Source organism: Paenibacillus barcinonensis, assembly GCF_003217495.1.
GTDB lineage: Bacteria > Bacillota > Bacilli > Paenibacillales > Paenibacillaceae > Paenibacillus > Paenibacillus barcinonensis.
In genome coordinates this window covers 1-16,494 of record NZ_QJSW01000027.1, presented here as the reverse complement: position 1 = coordinate 16,494, position 16,494 = coordinate 1, and the positions used below count along the sequence as shown (strand labels likewise).

The window sequence follows — 16,494 nt, the reverse complement described above, 5'->3', positions numbered from 1 at the left end:
CTCTTTGATTCTAGTTGTCGATGTGGGCAACAGTAACATTGTGCTCGGGGTATATCAGGGCCGTGAACTGCTGCACCATTTTCGTCTCAGCACATCTCGTCAGTCGACAGTAGATGAATACGGCGTATTGATTTATAATTTATTTCATATGTCCCGTATCTCGGCTCGCGACATTGAGGGTGTCATTATTTCATCGGTGGTTCCACCGCTGGTGAATGTAATTGAGACGATGTGTGAGAAATACGTGGGCAGAAAACCACTGCTTGTGGGGCCGGGCATCAAAACCGGCCTGAACCTGCGATACGAGAATCCGCGCGAGGTTGGAGCGGACCGGATCGTAAACGCTGTGGCGGCCGTAGAGAAGTATGGCGGCCCGCTTGTGGTCGTTGATTTTGGAACAGCCACAACGTTTGACTGCATTGATGAAAAGGGTCATTATTTAGGAGGAGCCATCGTGCCCGGCATTCACATCGCTACCGAGGCGCTTTATGAGCGGGCAGCCAAGCTGCCGCGTATAGAGCTGGAGAAGCCCAAGAAAGTGATTGGACGTAATACGGTGCATGCAATGCAGTCTGGTATCATCTATGGATATGCCGGACAGGTGGACGGCATCGTGGAGCGGATTCGTCAAGAGATGAATGCTGACCCTATGGTGGTTGCAACGGGTGGCCTTGCTTCATTGATTGCTGAAGAGACCCGAAGTATCCAGAAGGTTGACCCACTGCTTACGCTTGAGGGGCTGCGAGTCATCTATGAGCGGAACACGGAAAGGTAGACATACAAAGGGCGGCATACAGCAGGCTGGAGGATCAGCTCTAATGTTGAGCCGTTTTTTTCTGTTAAAGGAATGGATACAAAATTTTACGCCAAAGGAGGCTGAATGACTTGGAAAACAACAACAAGCTTGACCGGTTGATCCGTGGTACAGCAATGAACGGAAAGGTAAGGGCTTTTGCCGTTCAGACAACGGAGCTGGTGGAAGAATTGCGAAGAAGACATGATACGTTTCCCACGGCTACAGCAGCCATGGGGCGTACAGTAACAACAGCGGCTATTATGGGAGCGATGCTGAAGGGGAATGAGAAACTCACCATCCAAGTGAATGGAGATGGCCCGATTGGTCAGATTGTAGCTGACGCCAATGCCAAGGGTGAAGTACGGGGTTACGTTACTCATCCGCATGTACACCTGCCAAGCAACCGTTTTGGTAAGCTGGACGTAGCCGGAGCTGTAGGTACAGAAGGCTTCATCAACATCACCAAGGATCTGGGATTAAAGGAGCCGTACCGTGGCAGCATCCCTATTATTTCGGGTGAGCTGGGTGAAGACTTTACGTATTATTTTGCACAATCAGAACAGACGCCTTCCGCAGTCGGGGTGGGTGTCTTGGTAGATACAGATAACTCGGTTATCGTCGCGGGTGGCTTTATTATTCAGCTGCTGCCAGGGTTAACAGACCCGGAGATCACGGAGATTGAGAATGCTATTGGCGCTCTGCCGCCCGTAACAACCCTGCTGAACGAGGGGCTTGAGCTGGAAGAGCTGCTGCGCCGTCTTCTGCCAGATGTGCAGGTCATGGGGGAGCTGGATATTCGTTTTAATTGTAGTTGTTCACGTGAGCGGTTGGAGACAACGTTAATTAGTCTGGGCCAGGTCGAACTGGAGCAGTTAATTGAGGAGGAAGGGCAGGCTGAAGTGGTTTGCCAATTCTGTAACGAATCCTATGATTTTAATAAAGAGCAGCTAGAAACCATCCTAGAACAAGCGAAGAGCTGATCAATGCAGGGACGGGATGAGGTATGAACAGACAAGAAAAAGGACTGTGGACAGCAGTTGTTATTTTGACACTGGGTGTAGTGGTTATGGGTACAGTAATGGCTATGCAGGTGCTCAACCAAGGCAAAGACGAAGCGGAGAAACCTCAGGATACGAATCAGGAAGAGGGCAGCACTGTTGCAACCATTAATGGGGAAGTCATTACAGATCAAGCCTGGATTAATGAATTAAAACGGCGTTACGGAAGTGAAATCCTGCTTCAGATGCTGAATCGGAAAGCGGTATATGCCGAGGCTGTTCAGCGAAATCTGGTTGTGACTCCAAAAGAGATTGCCAAAGAAATGGCTGAGGCCATGGATGGGTATGACTCCGAGAAGTCTTATTATGATGCGATGAAATCGCAGCTTGGTCTTTCAAAGCAGGATCTGGAGCTGGAGGCGGGTTATCGTTTACTTCTGGAGAAGATCGCTACCTCGGGCATACAGATCAAGGATGATGATATTAAACAGTATTGGGCAGAGCATCGTGAAGACTACATCACACCCGAGAAGTATGACCTGTCCATGATTGTTGTCAAAGAGAAATCTGAAGCGGAGGCTTTGCTGACTGCATTGAGGAACGGGGAGGATTTTGAAGAGGCGGCCCTCACACAATCGGTGGACAGCTATTCCCGTGACTCTGGCGGCAAGCTGGGCTGGATTGAACAGAATGATCCGTTTCAGCCTAAGTCGATTCTAAAGCTTGCTGCTCAGCTGCAAGTCGGTGAACTTGGTGGTCCGGTTGAAGTGGAAGACGGCTATGCTGTTATCAAGCTGAATGATAAAGCCGAGCGACAGGAGCAATCACCTGAGGAAGTACATGAAGAGATTCGCTTGCAGCTTGCGCTAAGTCAGGCTGATCCGTTGCCACAGGTGGAGCAGATGTTGCGAGATAAATACAAAGCCGTGATTATCTCTGAGATTCCGGCATCCTGAGATCATAATCATGAGTGACTATTGTCCTGTCTTATAGATATTGCATCTGGATAAAAATACTTTGTCTACGGCCCCCGGGCCTAAGGCAAAGTATTTTTTTGAGTACTCATATTGACAATGTCGTGTAACGTTGATAAGATGAAAATAATCAAATACCTACTCGTTTACTCGGATATAAATACATCGAGACATGACATACATGAATTAATAATATATTTATCCCACTAAGGAGGGCATTCATATGGCTAAAGTAGTCAATAACGTAACTGAACTCATCGGAGGTACACCGCTTGTCCGTCTGAACCGTATCGTACCTGAAGGCAGCGCTGAAGTATTGGTGAAGCTGGAGTATCAGAACCCGGGATCAAGTGTTAAAGATCGTATCGCGGTAAGCATTGTTGAAGAAGCGGAAAAAGAAGGCAAGCTGAAACCAGGCGGTACCATCATTGAAGCAACAAGCGGTAACACAGGAATCGGTCTCGCGATGGTCGCTGCGGCTAAAGGCTACAAGGCTGTTATTGTAATGCCCGAAACGATGAGCTTGGAGCGTCGTAACCTGCTTCGTGCTTATGGTGCCGAGCTGGTACTTACCCCTGGGGCAGAAGGAATGAACGGCGCAGTTAAGAAAGCCGAGGAACTGCTCAAAGAGAATCCAACATATTTCATGGCTGAGCAGTTCAAGAACAAAGCAAATGTGAAAATTCACCGTGAAACGACAGGTCCTGAAATTGTTGAAGCAATTCAGTCCGTAGGTGGAACAGTGGATGCATTCGTTGCAGGTATTGGTACTGGCGGAACGATTACGGGCACGGGTGAAGTGCTTAAAGAAGCATTTCCTGGCATCAAAATTGTAGCGGTAGAGCCGGCAGCATCGCCAATCCTTGCTGGAGGCAAACCAGGCCCTCACAAAATCCAGGGTATTGGTGCAAACTTTATCCCTGAGATTCTGGATCAGGAAATTTACGACGAAATTATCCACATCGAGAATGATGATGCATTTGAAACAGCTCGCACGGTTGCAAAAGAAGAGGGCATTCTGTCCGGCATTTCTTCCGGTGCAGCGATTCGCGCAGGTCTCCAGGTGGCGAAACAGCTTGGAGCAGGTAAACGTGTAGTTGTGATCGTACCAAGTAATGGTGAACGTTACCTGAGCACGCCGCTGTACAATTTTGAGGGGTAAGCCTAAGTACAACGATCCGGCATACACTTTATATTCTGTTAAGCTGTTGTTGCCGTATCCTTCGTAAAATAAATTAATCCTTCCTGCCCTGACGGGTGGGGAGGATTTTTTGCGTAATGCTTTTAAAAGCAACGACGCTTTAGTATACTATCAAACAATAAGAACTATATAAGTTGAACAGACGTACACAATGCGGAGAAGACAGAAAATGTGAAAAGCAAGCTGTTTGCCTAAATGCTTTCTCAAAGAAAGCTGCAATGGAAGCTTAGCTTATGCCGTCACAAGAGCCTGCGTAAAGTACTAGTCAACGTTATATGGCTACAGAGGAAAGGGCGGCGGGCCGCAATGACACACCAGATGACTACTTACGCCGACTGGGAAGCGTGGGCTGCACAAGGCTGGACGATGCTGCCTTATATTACGAGGTCGGATGAGGGACCGTATCATGGCGGTTTACCGCTGACATGGGAAGCGGCATGGCATTATGCATCCCCTGATGCTATTGTGCTGGAGAATGGTAAGGGAGGAAGGTACACTTTTCTTGGCTTAAATCCCGTATCCATCGTTTCTGGCAAAGGGCAGGAGGCCACCATTCACGACGTATCTCAAGGGGTTACACGGACAGAACAGGGCAAGCCGCTCGATGTATTGAAAAGATGGATGGCGCCTTACCGCGCACCAAAGGTAGACGGAGCACCGGATTTCGCAGGCGGTTGTGCCGGTTACCTGAGCTACGATGTGGCAAGGTCACTGGAGAAGCTGCCAACGCTGGCCGAGGACAATCCTGCTTTGCCGGATTACTGGTGGATGCGTTTTGAGGAAATATGGGCTTACGACCATGAGCAGCAGGTGCTCTTCTGTATGGTGCATATGGAATGGAATCCAGGGCAGCAGGATCTGCACAGCCGCTTTGTGGAAGCGAAGGGGCGTGCATTAGCCATGCAGCAGCGCTGGCTTCATATTTTGGGCTTTGCTCAGGCAGAAGAGCAGCAGCAGTCTCTGGAGCTGCGTCATAGACAGGTGCATCTTGCATTGCGGCGGGAAGAATCGGAGCAGGAAACAGAAGGCTGGCATACGACCTTCCCGCAGGAGGACTTTGAACAGGCGGTGCACAAGGTACAGGAGTATATCCGTCAAGGTGATGTGTTTCAGGTTAATTTGTCGCTCAGGCATGAGAAGCTGCTTCAATCCAGTGGTGAGCACATCTATGAATGGCTACGAATCGTGAACCCTTCTCCGTATATGGGGATGCTTCGCAGTTCAGACTTCCAGCTGGTCAGTGGCTCCCCTGAATTATTGGTTAAAGTTGAGAATGGCAAGGTCAGTGCACGTCCCATTGCCGGAACGCGAAGAAGAGGGCGTGATGCGGCAGAAGATCAGGCTATGGCGGAGGAGCTGCTGGGTAGTGAGAAGGAGCGAGCCGAGCATATTATGCTGGTTGATCTGGAGCGTAATGATATCGGACGAATTGCCGCATATGGCTCGGTCCATGTGCCCGAGTTAATGACAATCGAGAAATATTCGCATGTTATGCACCTTGTATCACAGGTAGAAGGCAGACTGGCGGAGGGATTGTCGGTATATGATGTCATTGCCGCAACGTTTCCGGGCGGCACGATAACGGGGGCTCCCAAAGTGCGTACGATGGAAATTATCGAGGAGCTTGAACCGGTGCGTAGAGGTCCCTATACAGGTTCCATCGGGTGGATTGATTACAGTGGCAATATGGAGCTGAATATTATCATTCGCACCCTTGCGATCAAGGATGGGACAGGGTATGTGCAGGCTGGTGCAGGCATTGTCATTGATTCTGATCCCTACCGTGAATACAGAGAGTGTCGGAATAAGGCCAGAGCGATGATGAGAGCTGTGAGTTACAGTGAACGAGCTGAAGCGGAGAAGCAATCTGAACGGAATGAAGCGGTCAAACTAAAATAAATCAGGTTCCAGCCGCATGCTGCGGCTGGAAGATGAGGAGGAGCGAGCATATGATTCTGGTTATCGACAATTATGATTCCTTTACGTACAATCTGGTTCAATATCTGGGTGAACTGGGGGAGACGGTGGAAGTTCGCCGCAATGACGAAATTGATCTGGCAGGTATTGAAGCGCTGGCACCGGATCATATTCTGATCTCTCCAGGGCCGTGCACGCCGAATGAGGCGGGGATCAGTCTGGCGGTTATTGATCATTTTAAAGGCAGCATTCCAATCTTTGGCGTATGCCTTGGACATCAGGCGATTGGACAGGCGTTCGGCGGCAATGTCATTCGTGCAGATCGTATGATGCATGGCAAAACGTCCGAGATGCATCATCAGGGAACGTCGGTATTTACCGGGCTTCCTTCCCCCTTTACAGCAACACGTTACCATTCCTTGATTGTGGAGCGCAGCAGTTTGCCGGATTGCCTGGAGATTACGGCGGAGACGGCAGAAGGTGAAATTATGGGTCTGCGTCACAAAGAGTATGCTATCGAAGGGGTGCAGTTCCACCCGGAATCCATTATTACAGACCATGGTCATCAGATGCTTCGCAACTTCCTGTCACAGCAGAAGGCAACTGTATAACATGCAATATGCCGCGCTGAACGGAAAGCTGGTTCAACTGGCATCCGCCGTGGTTCCTGTAATGGATCACGGCTTTTTGTACGGGCTCGGGCTGTTTGAGACATTTCGGACATACCGGGGTGAGCCCTACCTTCTGGAACGACATCTGGAGCGAATGGCTTCAGGCTGTGCGGAATTGGGTATCCCTTTTGAGGTGACTGAGGATGAAGTAGCTGATTGGATATCTCGGCTGATGGAGGTTAACCAGCTTGAGGATGCTTACGTGCGTTATACCGTATCTGCTGGCGAAGCGCCGCTCGGTTTACCTTCAGGAGATTACACCGCTCCGACCCACATCGTATTGGCAAAAGCACTGCCCGAACCCTCTCCCATCCTGTATGAGAATGGTAAAATGCTTCAACGTCTCTCTACACCGCGCAATACGCCGGAAGGCGAGGTCAGGTTCAAGTCGCTGCACTACATGAACAGCATATTAGCCAAGCGTGAACTAAACCGGCTTGCCCAGCAGGATCAGCGAGTGCAGGGCGCAGAGGGGCTACAGCTTACCCGTGAGGGGAATGTTGCAGAGGGCATGGTTAGCAATGTGTTTTGGGTGCGTGAGCAGGTGCTCTATACCCCTTCGCTATCCACCGGCATTCTGCCGGGCATCACCAGAGCGGTGGTCATGGAAATCGCCGCCGAGCAGGGCATTGCTTGCAAGGAAACAGAGTCGCCGTGGGAGGAACTGCGGCAGGCGGATGAAATATTTGTGACCGGATCGGTGGCCGAGCTTGTTCCAGTGACAACGCTGCGGGATTTGAACGGACAAGAGACAACGATCAGCAATGGACAGATTGGCCCGGTTACTGCTGTGCTGCTGCGTATGTACCGGAAGAAAGCGGGGTATACTTCATGACACTTACACCAGTCATCTATGAACGAAAATATGAATGGGGGCCAGCTTCACTTACGCTGGGGGCCCGAACACAGATTATGGGCATTTTAAACGTGACACCTGATTCATTCTCGGATGGTGGACGTTACAATAGTGTGGAACGAGCTGTCGCTCATGCGAAGCAGATGGTGGCAGACGGAGCCGATCTGATTGATATCGGCGGGGAGTCCACCCGCCCTGGGTCGAAGGTGGTCAGCGCAGACGAGGAGCTTGGCCGGATTATTCCAGTGATTGAAGCCTTGCACGCCCAAGCGCCGCACATACCGATCTCGGTGGACACATACAAAGCGGATGTTGCGCGTCAGGCCATTCAGGCGGGCGCTCATATCATTAACGATGTATGGGGAGCCAAGGCAGACCCGGCGATGGCCCGGACAGCAGCTGAGCTGGGATGTCCCATTATTCTGATGCATAATCGGCAGGAACATCATTATACCGACTATCTGCACGACGTTGTGCGTGATGTGCAGGCCAGCATTCGGCTTGCACTTGCGGCGGGTGTTCAGGAGCATCAGATTATACTGGACCCGGGCATCGGCTTTGTGAAGGATATTTCCGAGAACTTGCAGCTGATGTCTTCTCTTGGTCTGCTTAATGAGCTGGGATATCCTGTGCTGCTCGCCACTTCCCGCAAACGGTTTATCCAGCATACCCTGGATGTCGGTGCGGACGATGCGCTGGAAGGTACAGCGGCGACAGTCGCGTTTGGCATTGCCCAAGGCTGCCAACTGGTACGTGTCCATGATGTGAAGCCGATTCGAAGAACGGCGGACATGTGTGATGCGATGTTATATCGCTCTCCGGGCTTGCGGAGAAGATCCTGATGGAGGGCGGATGTTGCCCTTCCATGGGGAGCGAAGCGTTTTTTACATTACATGTTAATAATTCAGATAGAGGGCGGGCGAAACGGATGGACAGAATGGTGCTGCATCGTATGGAGTATTACGGGTATCATGGCGTATTTGCGGAAGAGCGGAAGCTGGGGCAGCGCTACTACATTGATTTGGAGATTGATATGGACCTTGGTGAGGCTGGGCGCAATGATGATCTGACCAAAACGATTAATTATGCAGAGATTCACGAGCTGGTGAAACAGATGGTTGAAAATACATCATTCCAGTTAATTGAAGCTTTGGGCGAACATATTGCATCTTCTTTACTAGACACTTATACTATTATCAATGCATTGACAGTCAAGGTGACGAAGCCGCATCCGCCGTTTGATATTCATTTTGGTGGCGTAACGGTAGAGCTTCGCCGCTCAAGAAAGTGAGAACCAATCATGATTGCACATTCGACCTCTGAATCCTCAGAGGCTTATATTGCTTTGGGGGCTAATTTGGGTGATCGGGAGCAGACGCTGCTAGAGGCGCTTACGCTTCTCGATGCCCGTCCCAGCATATCTGTACTGCGTTGCTCTGCGCTGTATGAGACGGAGCCGGTAGGGTATGTAGATCAGCCTGCGTTTTTGAATATGGCTATTGCAGTTCGTACAAGTCTGGCGCCCGAGCTTTTGCTCACGGAGCTGCTGGATGTGGAGAATCGTCTTGGACGTGTTCGGGATATTCGCTGGGGTCCGCGTACCGTGGATCTGGACTTGCTCTGGATGTACGGTGAGACGCGAGAAACCGAATTGCTTCAGCTGCCGCATCCCCGGATGGGAGAGCGGGCATTTGTGCTGGTGCCGCTGTCGGACATTGTGCCGCAGGATGAGGCATCAGGCTTGTATACCTTTGTACACGCATCGTTGTCTGTACTGGATGGAAAGGATGGAATACAGCGTTGGAAAACATGCAATTGGCCAATCGAATACGGGCATTCCGGAAGCTGAAAGGGTTAACGCAGCATGAGCTTGCAGCAGAGACGGGCATATCCCTGGCCATTCTAGGAACGATTGAACGTGGAAATCGCAGGGTGACGCAGCAGGAGCTCAGCAAGATTGCTGATGTGCTGGCGATCAGTGTGGAGGAGTTACAGGGTCAATCCCGATAACAAGGATATGGTGTAATGAGAACGAAGAGTCTGGTGTGCCAAAGCTATACGAAACGGTAACGAACAACGTGAAATAAATCAGGTTAACTCTGGAGCTTTATCTGCTATGGTACAGTTTCGGCTTCAAGAATGGATAAAGGGGTGAAACAGCGAGCATGCTGAAGATTGGCAATATTGAAATGAAGAATCAGGTCGTTCTGGCACCGATGGCGGGGGTGTGTAACCCGGCTTTTCGTCTGATCGCCAAAGAGTTCGGCACAGGTCTTGTCTGCGCAGAGATGGTTAGCGGTAAGGCGATTGTGCATGGGAACCAGCGGACACGCGAGATGCTGTTTGTTGATGAACGCGAGAAACCGCTTAGTCTGCAGATTTGGGGAGGCGACCGCGAATCACTTGTCGAGGCAGCCAGAATCGTGGATAAGGAAACGAATGCGGATATTATTGACATAAATATGGGATGCCCTGTACCCAAGGTAACCAAATGTGATGCAGGTGCGCGCTGGCTGCTGGACCCGAACAAAATCTACGAGATGGTATCTGCCGTTGTGGAAGCTGTCGAGAAGCCGGTTACGGTGAAAATGCGGATCGGCTGGGATAACGAGCATATCTATGTGGTGGAAAATGCTCTTGCGGTGGAGCGTGCTGGTGGAAGTGCTGTCAGCGTACACGGCCGGACCAGGGAGCAACTGTATACGGGCACAGCGGATTGGTCGCATATCAAAAATGTTAAAGAAGCTGTCTCAATTCCTGTAATCGGTAATGGCGACGTATCTTCCCCTGAGGATGCTCGTCGCATGTTGGACGAGACAGGCTGTGACGGGGTGATGATCGGGCGTGCAGCACTGGGCAATCCGTGGATGCTGTATCGGACAATCCAGTACCTGAGCTCCGGCCAGCTACTTCCAGACCCGAATGCCGAAGAGAAAATCCGTGTAGCTGTTCTGCATATGGATCGATTGATCGCACTTAAGAATGAAACGGTTGCAGTTCTTGAGATGCGTAAACATCTGGCATGGTACCTGAAGGGATTAAAGGGATCAGCACGCATCAAAGACGTTATTATGGAAGGCACCAAGCGGGATGAGATGGTGGGCATTCTGGAGAACTTTGTAGCTCAGCTGAAAATCGAAGGTAACCTGGAGTCCGAACCGGTCATTGCCGAAAACGCCTCTTGATTATCTCAGCCTCGATGTAAAACGTTTACAGCCATAGGGGACGTAACATTGACTTTTCGAGACCGTTCCCCTATAATTTCTCAGTATAAATTCGCCATGTGCGTTTGCTAAGTATTAGTGCATCAGGAGGAATATTCTATTTCTCTGGAGAACTTCATATAGTTTTGAAGATGTATGCGGGCGGAGTTCTGTCATCAGCACTGATTCCGTTGCCGTACAATCAAATTATTCCCATGACAGGAGAATCGGTTGAGATGAGCGACAAGGAAGTTATCCTTACACCAGAAGGACTCAAGAAGCTGGAGGAAGAACTGGAAACACTGAAATCAGTGAAGCGCCGTGAAGTGGCTGAGCGGATCAAAGTAGCTATCGGCTATGGTGATATCAGTGAGAACTCCGAATATGAAGATGCGAAGAACGAGCAAGCTTTCATTGAAGGACGTATCATTACGCTGGAGAAAATGCTTCGTAATGCACGGATCATTAACAGCGACGAGATCGATACCGATGCTGTGAGCGTGGGTGCTACCGTGATTGTTGAAGATTTGGAGTTTGGTGACATCACGGAATATACGATTGTAGGTACTGCGGAATCCAATCCGCTTCAGAACAAGATTTCCAATGAAAGTCCTGTAGGTAAAGCGATTTTGGGCAAGAAAAAAGGTACAGTGGTTGATGTAAGTGTGCCTGCTGGCGTAATTCAATATAAAATTGTAGATATTAAAAAGCTGTAGTAACGAAGCAGTCAGGTGTAGTAGACAAAAGCTTCCTTAGGGAAGCTTTTTTCAGCATTATGGACAAGCGTCCACGCACAGGCTGCAATGTAAATAAGGAGATGAATACAGATCATGACGGATGAAGTCTTGAATCAGGAAACCGAACTTAGCGAGCTGTTACAGATTCGCCGCGACAAATTGGACGAGCTCCGCAAATTGGGAATCGACCCATTTGGCCAAAAATACGTACGTACCGAAGAGGCCGGCTCCATTCTGAAGAAGTATGAAGAACTGACCAAGGAAGAGCTGGAAGAGAAGCACATCGAAGTCAGTATTGCCGGACGGATTATGGCGAAGCGGGGCATGGGTAAAGCAAGCTTTGCACATATTCAGGACCTGAGCGGCCGAATCCAGATCTATGTTCGTCAGGATAGCGTGCCAGAGGATAAATTTACGGCGTTCACTCTGCTTGATCTTGGAGATATCGTTGGGGTAACCGGCGTTGTTTTCAAAACCAAAACAGGCGAGACCTCCGTTAAAGTAAAAGACCTGGAAGTGCTGTCGAAATCACTCTACCCGCTCCCGGATAAATATCATGGTCTGACTGATGTTGAGCTGCGTTATCGTCAGCGTTATGTAGACCTGATTATGAACCCGGATGTGCAGCAAACCTTCATTATGCGTTCCAAAATCATTCAATCTATGCGTCGTTACCTCGACTCCCATGGTTATCTGGAAGTAGAGACGCCAACGCTGCATGCGATCGCCGGTGGTGCCGCGGCACGTCCGTTCATTACGCATCACAATGCGCTGGATATGGAACTGTACATGCGGATTGCGATTGAACTTCATCTGAAACGCCTGATTGTCGGCGGTTTGGAAAAAGTGTATGAGATTGGCCGTGTATACCGGAATGAAGGGATGTCTACACGACACAATCCGGAATTTACAATGATCGAGCTGTATGAGGCTTATGCGGATTACAAGGATATCATGGCTTTGACCGAAAACCTGGTAGCCCATATCGCACAGGAAGTGCTCGGCACACAGGTCATTCAGTATGGAGATCATGAAGTGGATCTGACGCCGCAATGGCGCCGTGTTACCATGGTGGATGCCGTTAAGGAAGTTGTGGGTGTAGACTTCTCCGTACATATGACGGATGAGGAAGCTCATGATCTGGCCAAAAAGCATAATGTAAAAGTTGAACCACATATGACATTTGGTCATATCCTCAATGCATTCTTTGAAGAGTTTGTTGAAGAAACATTGATTCAGCCAACCTTCATTATGGGACATCCACTTGAAATTTCGCCACTGGCGAAGAAAAGTGATGCGGACCCACGCTTTACGGACCGCTTCGAGCTGTTTATTGTTGGACGTGAGCATGCGAATGCCTTCACTGAGCTGAATGATCCAATTGATCAGCGTCAGCGCTTTGAAGCACAGATGCTTGAGAAAGAGCACGGTAATGACGAGGCTCATGAGATGGATGATGATTTCATCCGTGCACTTGAATATGGTATGCCGCCAACAGGTGGTCTTGGCATCGGTATTGACCGTCTGATCATGTTGCTGACCAATTCGCCGTCCATCCGTGATGTGCTGCTTTTCCCGCATATGCGTCCACGCACACAAGAGTAAATAAGGAACGTAGTCTTCGTTCATAATAGAAGAGGAACCTGCCCGCTCGTGTAATGAAGGGCAAGTTCCTCTTTGGGTTTACAAAGTATGTTAAAAGAGGTGCCCTCCATGAAGTTTAGGCTGTACATAGCCCGATTCTTATCCCCTCCGTTGATTCTGGTTGGTGGCTTTCTGTTGATCATATCCGTAGGTACGTTGCTGCTGATGCTACCGATCTCCAATCAGAGTGGCACTCGTCTGGATTTTATTGATGCTTTATTTACAGCTACATCTGCGGCTTGTGTAACCGGGCTGGTTGTAGTGGATATCGGAACAACCTTTAACCTGTTCGGTCAGATTGTGATTATGATCCTCATGCAGCTGGGCGGGTTAGGCTTTATGACGATGGCCACGCTGTTTGCGCTTGTGCTGGGCAAACGCATATCCCTCAAGGACAGGCTATTGTTGAAGGAAGCGATTAATGCGGATAGCATGGAGGGGATTGTTCGAATTATCCGCAAGGTGTTGATTTTCTCTTTTACCATTGAGGGAGTTGCTGCGGTTATTCTGGCACTGCTGTGGGCTACGGAGATGCCGTTCATGCAGGCTGTGTACTATGGCATATTTCATTCAGTTTCCTTGTTTAACAACGGTGGCTTTGATTTATTTGGCAATAGCTTTCAACACTACACAGGGGACTGGATTTTTAACATCACCGCATCAATTCTTGTCATATCGGGCGGGCTTGGCTTTGTTGTACTGAATGATCTGTTTGAATATCGCAAACGCCGCCGTTTGTCGTTACAGTCCAAGCTGGTGCTATCTGTATCAGGTGCGTTGATTGGTATTGGTGCAATTGTATTGTTTGTGTTTGAATTCACGAACGGTCATACTCTTGCCCCGCTTACCTGGAGTGAGAAAATTTACGCATCGTTCTTCCAATCAGTCTCTACACGATCATCTGGAACAAGTACAATTGATATTACAGAGATGAGGCAGGCCACTCAATTCTTCTTCATTTTGCTCATGTTCATCGGGGCTTCTCCAGGCTCAACGGGGGGGGGTATCAAGACAACCACGTTCCTGATTATGATTGGTGCAGTCTACGCGATGATTCGCGGGAACAAGGATATCGTCTTTTTCCGTCAGCGTGTTCCGAAAGATCTGCTCATGCGAGCGTTGACTATCATTATGGTTTCTCTCAGTATATTCATGATTGTGGTCATGCTGCTGCTTACGACAGAGGATGCACCCTTTCTCTCACTGATGTTTGAAGCGGCATCGGCAATTGGTACGGTAGGTTTGTCTGTTGGTGTAACCCATGAGATGACGAACTGGGGAAAAATGATTATAACCTTCACCATGTTTGTGGGCCGAATCGGGCCATTAACGATTGCATACGCACTTCGTCCGCGCAAGGAGAAAAAGCTGTATCGCCATCCAGAGGGTCGAATCATTATTGGGTAAATAGAAAAAGGTAATAATGCAAAACAAAAACGCAGACATTCAATGCGAACGTCCCGAATTTAAAAGGGGGTGTCATTGAATAGGCTGCGTTTTTTGTTTGGCAGATGTCGGAGTAGTGATCTAAGCAAGTTGTTATTTGAAATTCTTCTTCTATTGTCTCACGCACAGAGAGTTTAGATGTAACGTGAGAGCTTTGTCCATAAGCTCGCTAGTCACCTGATCGGGTCTAAGCACAGCATGGATCGCCAAGCCGTCAACAAGCGCGTATAGCCTTTCAATCTCCAGTGCCTGATTCAGATCAGGTCTGAAAAGCTCGAGCTTGGTTAGCGAAGTGATGACGATTTCAACAGCTCGTCTGATATCGTTATAAACGGTATCAGCCAGCTTTTTGAGTGCGGGATCAGTTTTGGATTTGGCAGTAAAAGCGTACCACACCTCCATTTCAGCCATTTTCTCATCCGTGTTCGGCATTAATTCAAGCAATAGCCGTTTCATATCTTCCATAGGAGGACCGTCGAAGGTCATGCGCTGAATCCGGGAAGTCACCCGTTCGGATACAAGATTCATTGCATATAAGAGCAACTCCGATTGTGTGGAAAAATAGTGGCGCATCGAGCCGACAGAGATGCCAGCTTCCTCAGCGATATTTCGAACAGAAGCCTGCTCCATACCATTTCTGCGGATGACACGCCAAGCAGCTTCAGCTACGAGTACGCGCTGTTTGTCATGGTCTACAATTTTAGGCATAGCTCTATTATATCACTGTTGATTATTGTGGTACAAATGTGTTAAATTAATTGCAATACAGTTGTATTATTTAAAAAGGGGGGGAGTTATATGATTGCGTATTTCATCGTAGCGTGTGAGATTGCCTTCTGGGTATTCGTCGCTGCTGGTCTCAGTGTGCGTTATATGCTGGGCAAACCAAGATTAGGACTCGCCTTATTGGCAGCTACACCGGTTGTAGATGTAATGTTGCTGGTTGCGACGGTAATGGATCTACAACGCGGAGCTGTGGCAAGTATGGCTCATGGCATAGCTGCGATCTATATCGGTGTTAGCATTGCCTTTGGTCATCAGATGATTGCTTGGGCGGATCGTTACTTTCAATACTGGTTTAGAAGCGGGGATAATCCAAGAAAGAACAAATTGTACGGAGTACAGCATGCGAGAAACGAGCGAATCGGCTGGGTTAGACATCTAGTGGCATGGGGAATAGGCAGTGCTATTTTGTTTGTAATGATATGGTGGATTGGTGATGCGGGCCGGACAGAAGTATTTTCAGGCTTAATCCGAGTTTGGACAATGATATTGGGGATTGATTTCCTAATTAGCTTTACCTATACCCTATGGCCGAAAAAGGCAGCGGCTGATAAAGCAGGATGACATGTTCGTGAATATATATTTATATTGTGATATAGGCATATGCCTAATGTCGTATATGGTATCAATGATATCCGTATGTCTAGATCAGTAAGCTCCTATTGTTAGGATGCGCATCGTGTGATAATTTTTTGAAAAAAAGACTTGCATTATAAATATCAACATGGTATATTCTAATTCCGGCCAAGAAAACACGGTTTACACGGTGCGGCAAGCAACTCTTAATATGAAAGCTTCAAAAGAAGCTTGAAAAAAAGAGCTTGCAAAGTTGGTTCGGAAATGTTATGATATAAAAGTTGCTGAAGCGAACAAGCGATGGTGACAAAACGAAGTTTGATCTTTGAAAACTGAACAACGAGTGAGTAATCATTCTGCTTGCAGAATGAACGTGAAGGTTTTTGATACAAGCCATCTGGCTGTATGAAAACTGGAACAACAATGAGATTAACAATCTCGTCAGATTCAAAATGAGCTTATCGCTCTTTTCGATATACCGATGAGTTCCGAAGCGTTTAACGACGCTGCGAAATTCATCTTTATTGGAGAGTTTGATCCTGGCTCAGGACGAACGCTGGCGGCATGCCTAATACATGCAAGTCGAGCGGACTTGAAGAGAAGCTTGCTTCTCTGATGGTTAGCGGCGGACGGGTGAGTAACACGTAGGCAACCTGCCCTCAAGCTTGGGACAACTACCGGAAACGGTAGCT

The 16,494-nt window shown here is 48.7% G+C and carries 17 protein-coding genes and 1 rRNA gene; 17 read left to right on the top strand and 1 reads right to left on the bottom strand.

The features are described from left to right. Positions 1-4: 4 nt before the first annotated feature. The 15 genes from DFQ00_RS25105 (at position 5) to DFQ00_RS25035 (ending at position 14,404) form a co-directional block, all read left to right on the top strand. Positions 5-775 carry a type III pantothenate kinase gene (locus DFQ00_RS25105; protein WP_110899207.1) on the top strand — a complete coding sequence of 257 codons (771 nt, stop codon included), beginning with the start codon at positions 5-7 and terminating at the stop codon, positions 773-775. Positions 776-885: 110 nt separating this feature from the next. Continuing rightward, on the top strand, positions 886-1,776 hold the full coding sequence (gene hslO, locus DFQ00_RS25100; protein WP_110899206.1) for an Hsp33 family molecular chaperone HslO: 891 nt from the start codon (positions 886-888) through the stop codon (positions 1,774-1,776). 23 nt (positions 1,777-1,799) lie between these two features. Further along, complete coding sequence (locus DFQ00_RS25095; RefSeq protein ID WP_110899205.1) at positions 1,800-2,750, top strand: peptidyl-prolyl cis-trans isomerase; 951 nt, start codon at positions 1,800-1,802, stop codon at positions 2,748-2,750. A gap of 241 nt (positions 2,751-2,991) precedes the next feature. Further along, entirely contained in the window at positions 2,992-3,930 is a 939-nt protein-coding gene (cysK, locus tag DFQ00_RS25090) for a cysteine synthase A (protein ID WP_110899204.1), read from the top strand. A 345-nt stretch (positions 3,931-4,275) separates the two neighbouring features. After that, positions 4,276-5,868, top strand: coding sequence for an anthranilate synthase component I family protein (locus DFQ00_RS25085; protein ID WP_110899203.1), 1,593 nt, complete (start codon positions 4,276-4,278; stop codon positions 5,866-5,868). A gap of 50 nt (positions 5,869-5,918) precedes the next feature. Beyond that, entirely contained in the window at positions 5,919-6,497 is a 579-nt protein-coding gene (gene pabA, locus DFQ00_RS25080) for an aminodeoxychorismate/anthranilate synthase component II (protein WP_110899202.1), read from the top strand. 1 nt (position 6,498) lies between these two features. Then, complete coding sequence (locus DFQ00_RS25075) at positions 6,499-7,392, top strand: aminotransferase class IV (protein WP_110899201.1); 894 nt, start codon at positions 6,499-6,501, stop codon at positions 7,390-7,392. Continuing rightward, positions 7,389-8,255 (top strand): dihydropteroate synthase, encoded by an 867-nt coding sequence (gene folP, locus DFQ00_RS25070; RefSeq protein ID WP_110899200.1) that lies wholly within the window; start codon positions 7,389-7,391, stop codon positions 8,253-8,255. The genes DFQ00_RS25075 and folP overlap by 4 nt, the downstream gene beginning before the upstream one ends. Before the next feature lie 86 nt (positions 8,256-8,341). After that, positions 8,342-8,704 carry a dihydroneopterin aldolase gene (folB, locus tag DFQ00_RS25065; RefSeq protein ID WP_110899249.1) on the top strand — a complete coding sequence of 121 codons (363 nt, stop codon included), beginning with the start codon at positions 8,342-8,344 and terminating at the stop codon, positions 8,702-8,704. A gap of 9 nt (positions 8,705-8,713) precedes the next feature. Then, the gene (gene folK, locus DFQ00_RS25060) at positions 8,714-9,262 is read left to right on the top strand and encodes a 2-amino-4-hydroxy-6-hydroxymethyldihydropteridine diphosphokinase (RefSeq protein ID WP_110899199.1); all 549 of its coding nucleotides are present in this window, start codon (positions 8,714-8,716) and stop codon (positions 9,260-9,262) included. Then, positions 9,223-9,423, top strand: a complete 201-nt coding sequence (locus DFQ00_RS25055; RefSeq protein WP_110899198.1) for a helix-turn-helix domain-containing protein — start codon at positions 9,223-9,225, stop codon at positions 9,421-9,423. The genes folK and DFQ00_RS25055 overlap by 40 nt, the downstream gene beginning before the upstream one ends. Before the next feature lie 155 nt (positions 9,424-9,578). After that, entirely contained in the window at positions 9,579-10,598 is a 1,020-nt protein-coding gene (gene dusB, locus DFQ00_RS25050; protein WP_110899197.1) for a tRNA dihydrouridine synthase DusB, read from the top strand. A 254-nt stretch (positions 10,599-10,852) separates the two neighbouring features. Beyond that, positions 10,853-11,332 (top strand): transcription elongation factor GreA, encoded by a 480-nt coding sequence (gene greA / locus DFQ00_RS25045; RefSeq protein ID WP_110899248.1) that lies wholly within the window; start codon positions 10,853-10,855, stop codon positions 11,330-11,332. Between the two features lie 114 nt (positions 11,333-11,446). Continuing rightward, complete coding sequence (lysS, locus tag DFQ00_RS25040; protein ID WP_110899196.1) at positions 11,447-12,958, top strand: lysine--tRNA ligase; 1,512 nt, start codon at positions 11,447-11,449, stop codon at positions 12,956-12,958. A gap of 108 nt (positions 12,959-13,066) precedes the next feature. After that, complete coding sequence (locus DFQ00_RS25035; protein ID WP_110899195.1) at positions 13,067-14,404, top strand: TrkH family potassium uptake protein; 1,338 nt, start codon at positions 13,067-13,069, stop codon at positions 14,402-14,404. A 150-nt stretch (positions 14,405-14,554) separates the two neighbouring features. Here the strand turns inward: DFQ00_RS25035 and DFQ00_RS25030 are convergent, their stop codons facing one another. Beyond that, the gene (locus tag DFQ00_RS25030) at positions 14,555-15,151 is read right to left on the bottom strand and encodes a TetR/AcrR family transcriptional regulator (protein WP_110899194.1); all 597 of its coding nucleotides are present in this window, start codon (positions 15,149-15,151) and stop codon (positions 14,555-14,557) included. A 90-nt stretch (positions 15,152-15,241) separates the two neighbouring features. Between DFQ00_RS25030 and DFQ00_RS25025 the strand changes: the two genes are divergently transcribed. Together DFQ00_RS25025 and DFQ00_RS25020 are read left to right on the top strand one after the other, a co-directional pair. After that, complete coding sequence (locus DFQ00_RS25025; RefSeq protein ID WP_110899193.1) at positions 15,242-15,790, top strand: hypothetical protein; 549 nt, start codon at positions 15,242-15,244, stop codon at positions 15,788-15,790. Positions 15,791-16,323: 533 nt separating this feature from the next. After that, a 16S ribosomal RNA gene (locus DFQ00_RS25020) occupies positions 16,324-16,494 on the top strand; the annotation flags it as partial.

Coding starts and splice junctions, on each gene's coding strand:
- DFQ00_RS25095 (WP_110899205.1), top strand. CDS start 1,800: ATGAACAGACAAGAAAAAGGACTGTGGACAGCAGTTGTTATTTTGACA.
- cysK (WP_110899204.1), top strand. CDS start 2,992: ATGGCTAAAGTAGTCAATAACGTAACTGAACTCATCGGAGGTACACCG.
- DFQ00_RS25085 (WP_110899203.1), top strand. CDS start 4,276: ATGACACACCAGATGACTACTTACGCCGACTGGGAAGCGTGGGCTGCA.
- pabA (WP_110899202.1), top strand. CDS start 5,919: ATGATTCTGGTTATCGACAATTATGATTCCTTTACGTACAATCTGGTT.
- DFQ00_RS25075 (WP_110899201.1), top strand. CDS start 6,499: ATGCAATATGCCGCGCTGAACGGAAAGCTGGTTCAACTGGCATCCGCC.
- folP (WP_110899200.1), top strand. CDS start 7,389: ATGACACTTACACCAGTCATCTATGAACGAAAATATGAATGGGGGCCA.
- folB (WP_110899249.1), top strand. CDS start 8,342: ATGGACAGAATGGTGCTGCATCGTATGGAGTATTACGGGTATCATGGC.
- folK (WP_110899199.1), top strand. CDS start 8,714: ATGATTGCACATTCGACCTCTGAATCCTCAGAGGCTTATATTGCTTTG.
- DFQ00_RS25055 (WP_110899198.1), top strand. CDS start 9,223: ATGCAATTGGCCAATCGAATACGGGCATTCCGGAAGCTGAAAGGGTTA.
- dusB (WP_110899197.1), top strand. CDS start 9,579: ATGCTGAAGATTGGCAATATTGAAATGAAGAATCAGGTCGTTCTGGCA.
- greA (WP_110899248.1), top strand. CDS start 10,853: ATGAGCGACAAGGAAGTTATCCTTACACCAGAAGGACTCAAGAAGCTG.
- lysS (WP_110899196.1), top strand. CDS start 11,447: ATGACGGATGAAGTCTTGAATCAGGAAACCGAACTTAGCGAGCTGTTA.
- DFQ00_RS25035 (WP_110899195.1), top strand. CDS start 13,067: ATGAAGTTTAGGCTGTACATAGCCCGATTCTTATCCCCTCCGTTGATT.
- DFQ00_RS25030 (WP_110899194.1), bottom strand. CDS start 15,151: ATGCCTAAAATTGTAGACCATGACAAACAGCGCGTACTCGTAGCTGAA.
- DFQ00_RS25025 (WP_110899193.1), top strand. CDS start 15,242: ATGATTGCGTATTTCATCGTAGCGTGTGAGATTGCCTTCTGGGTATTC.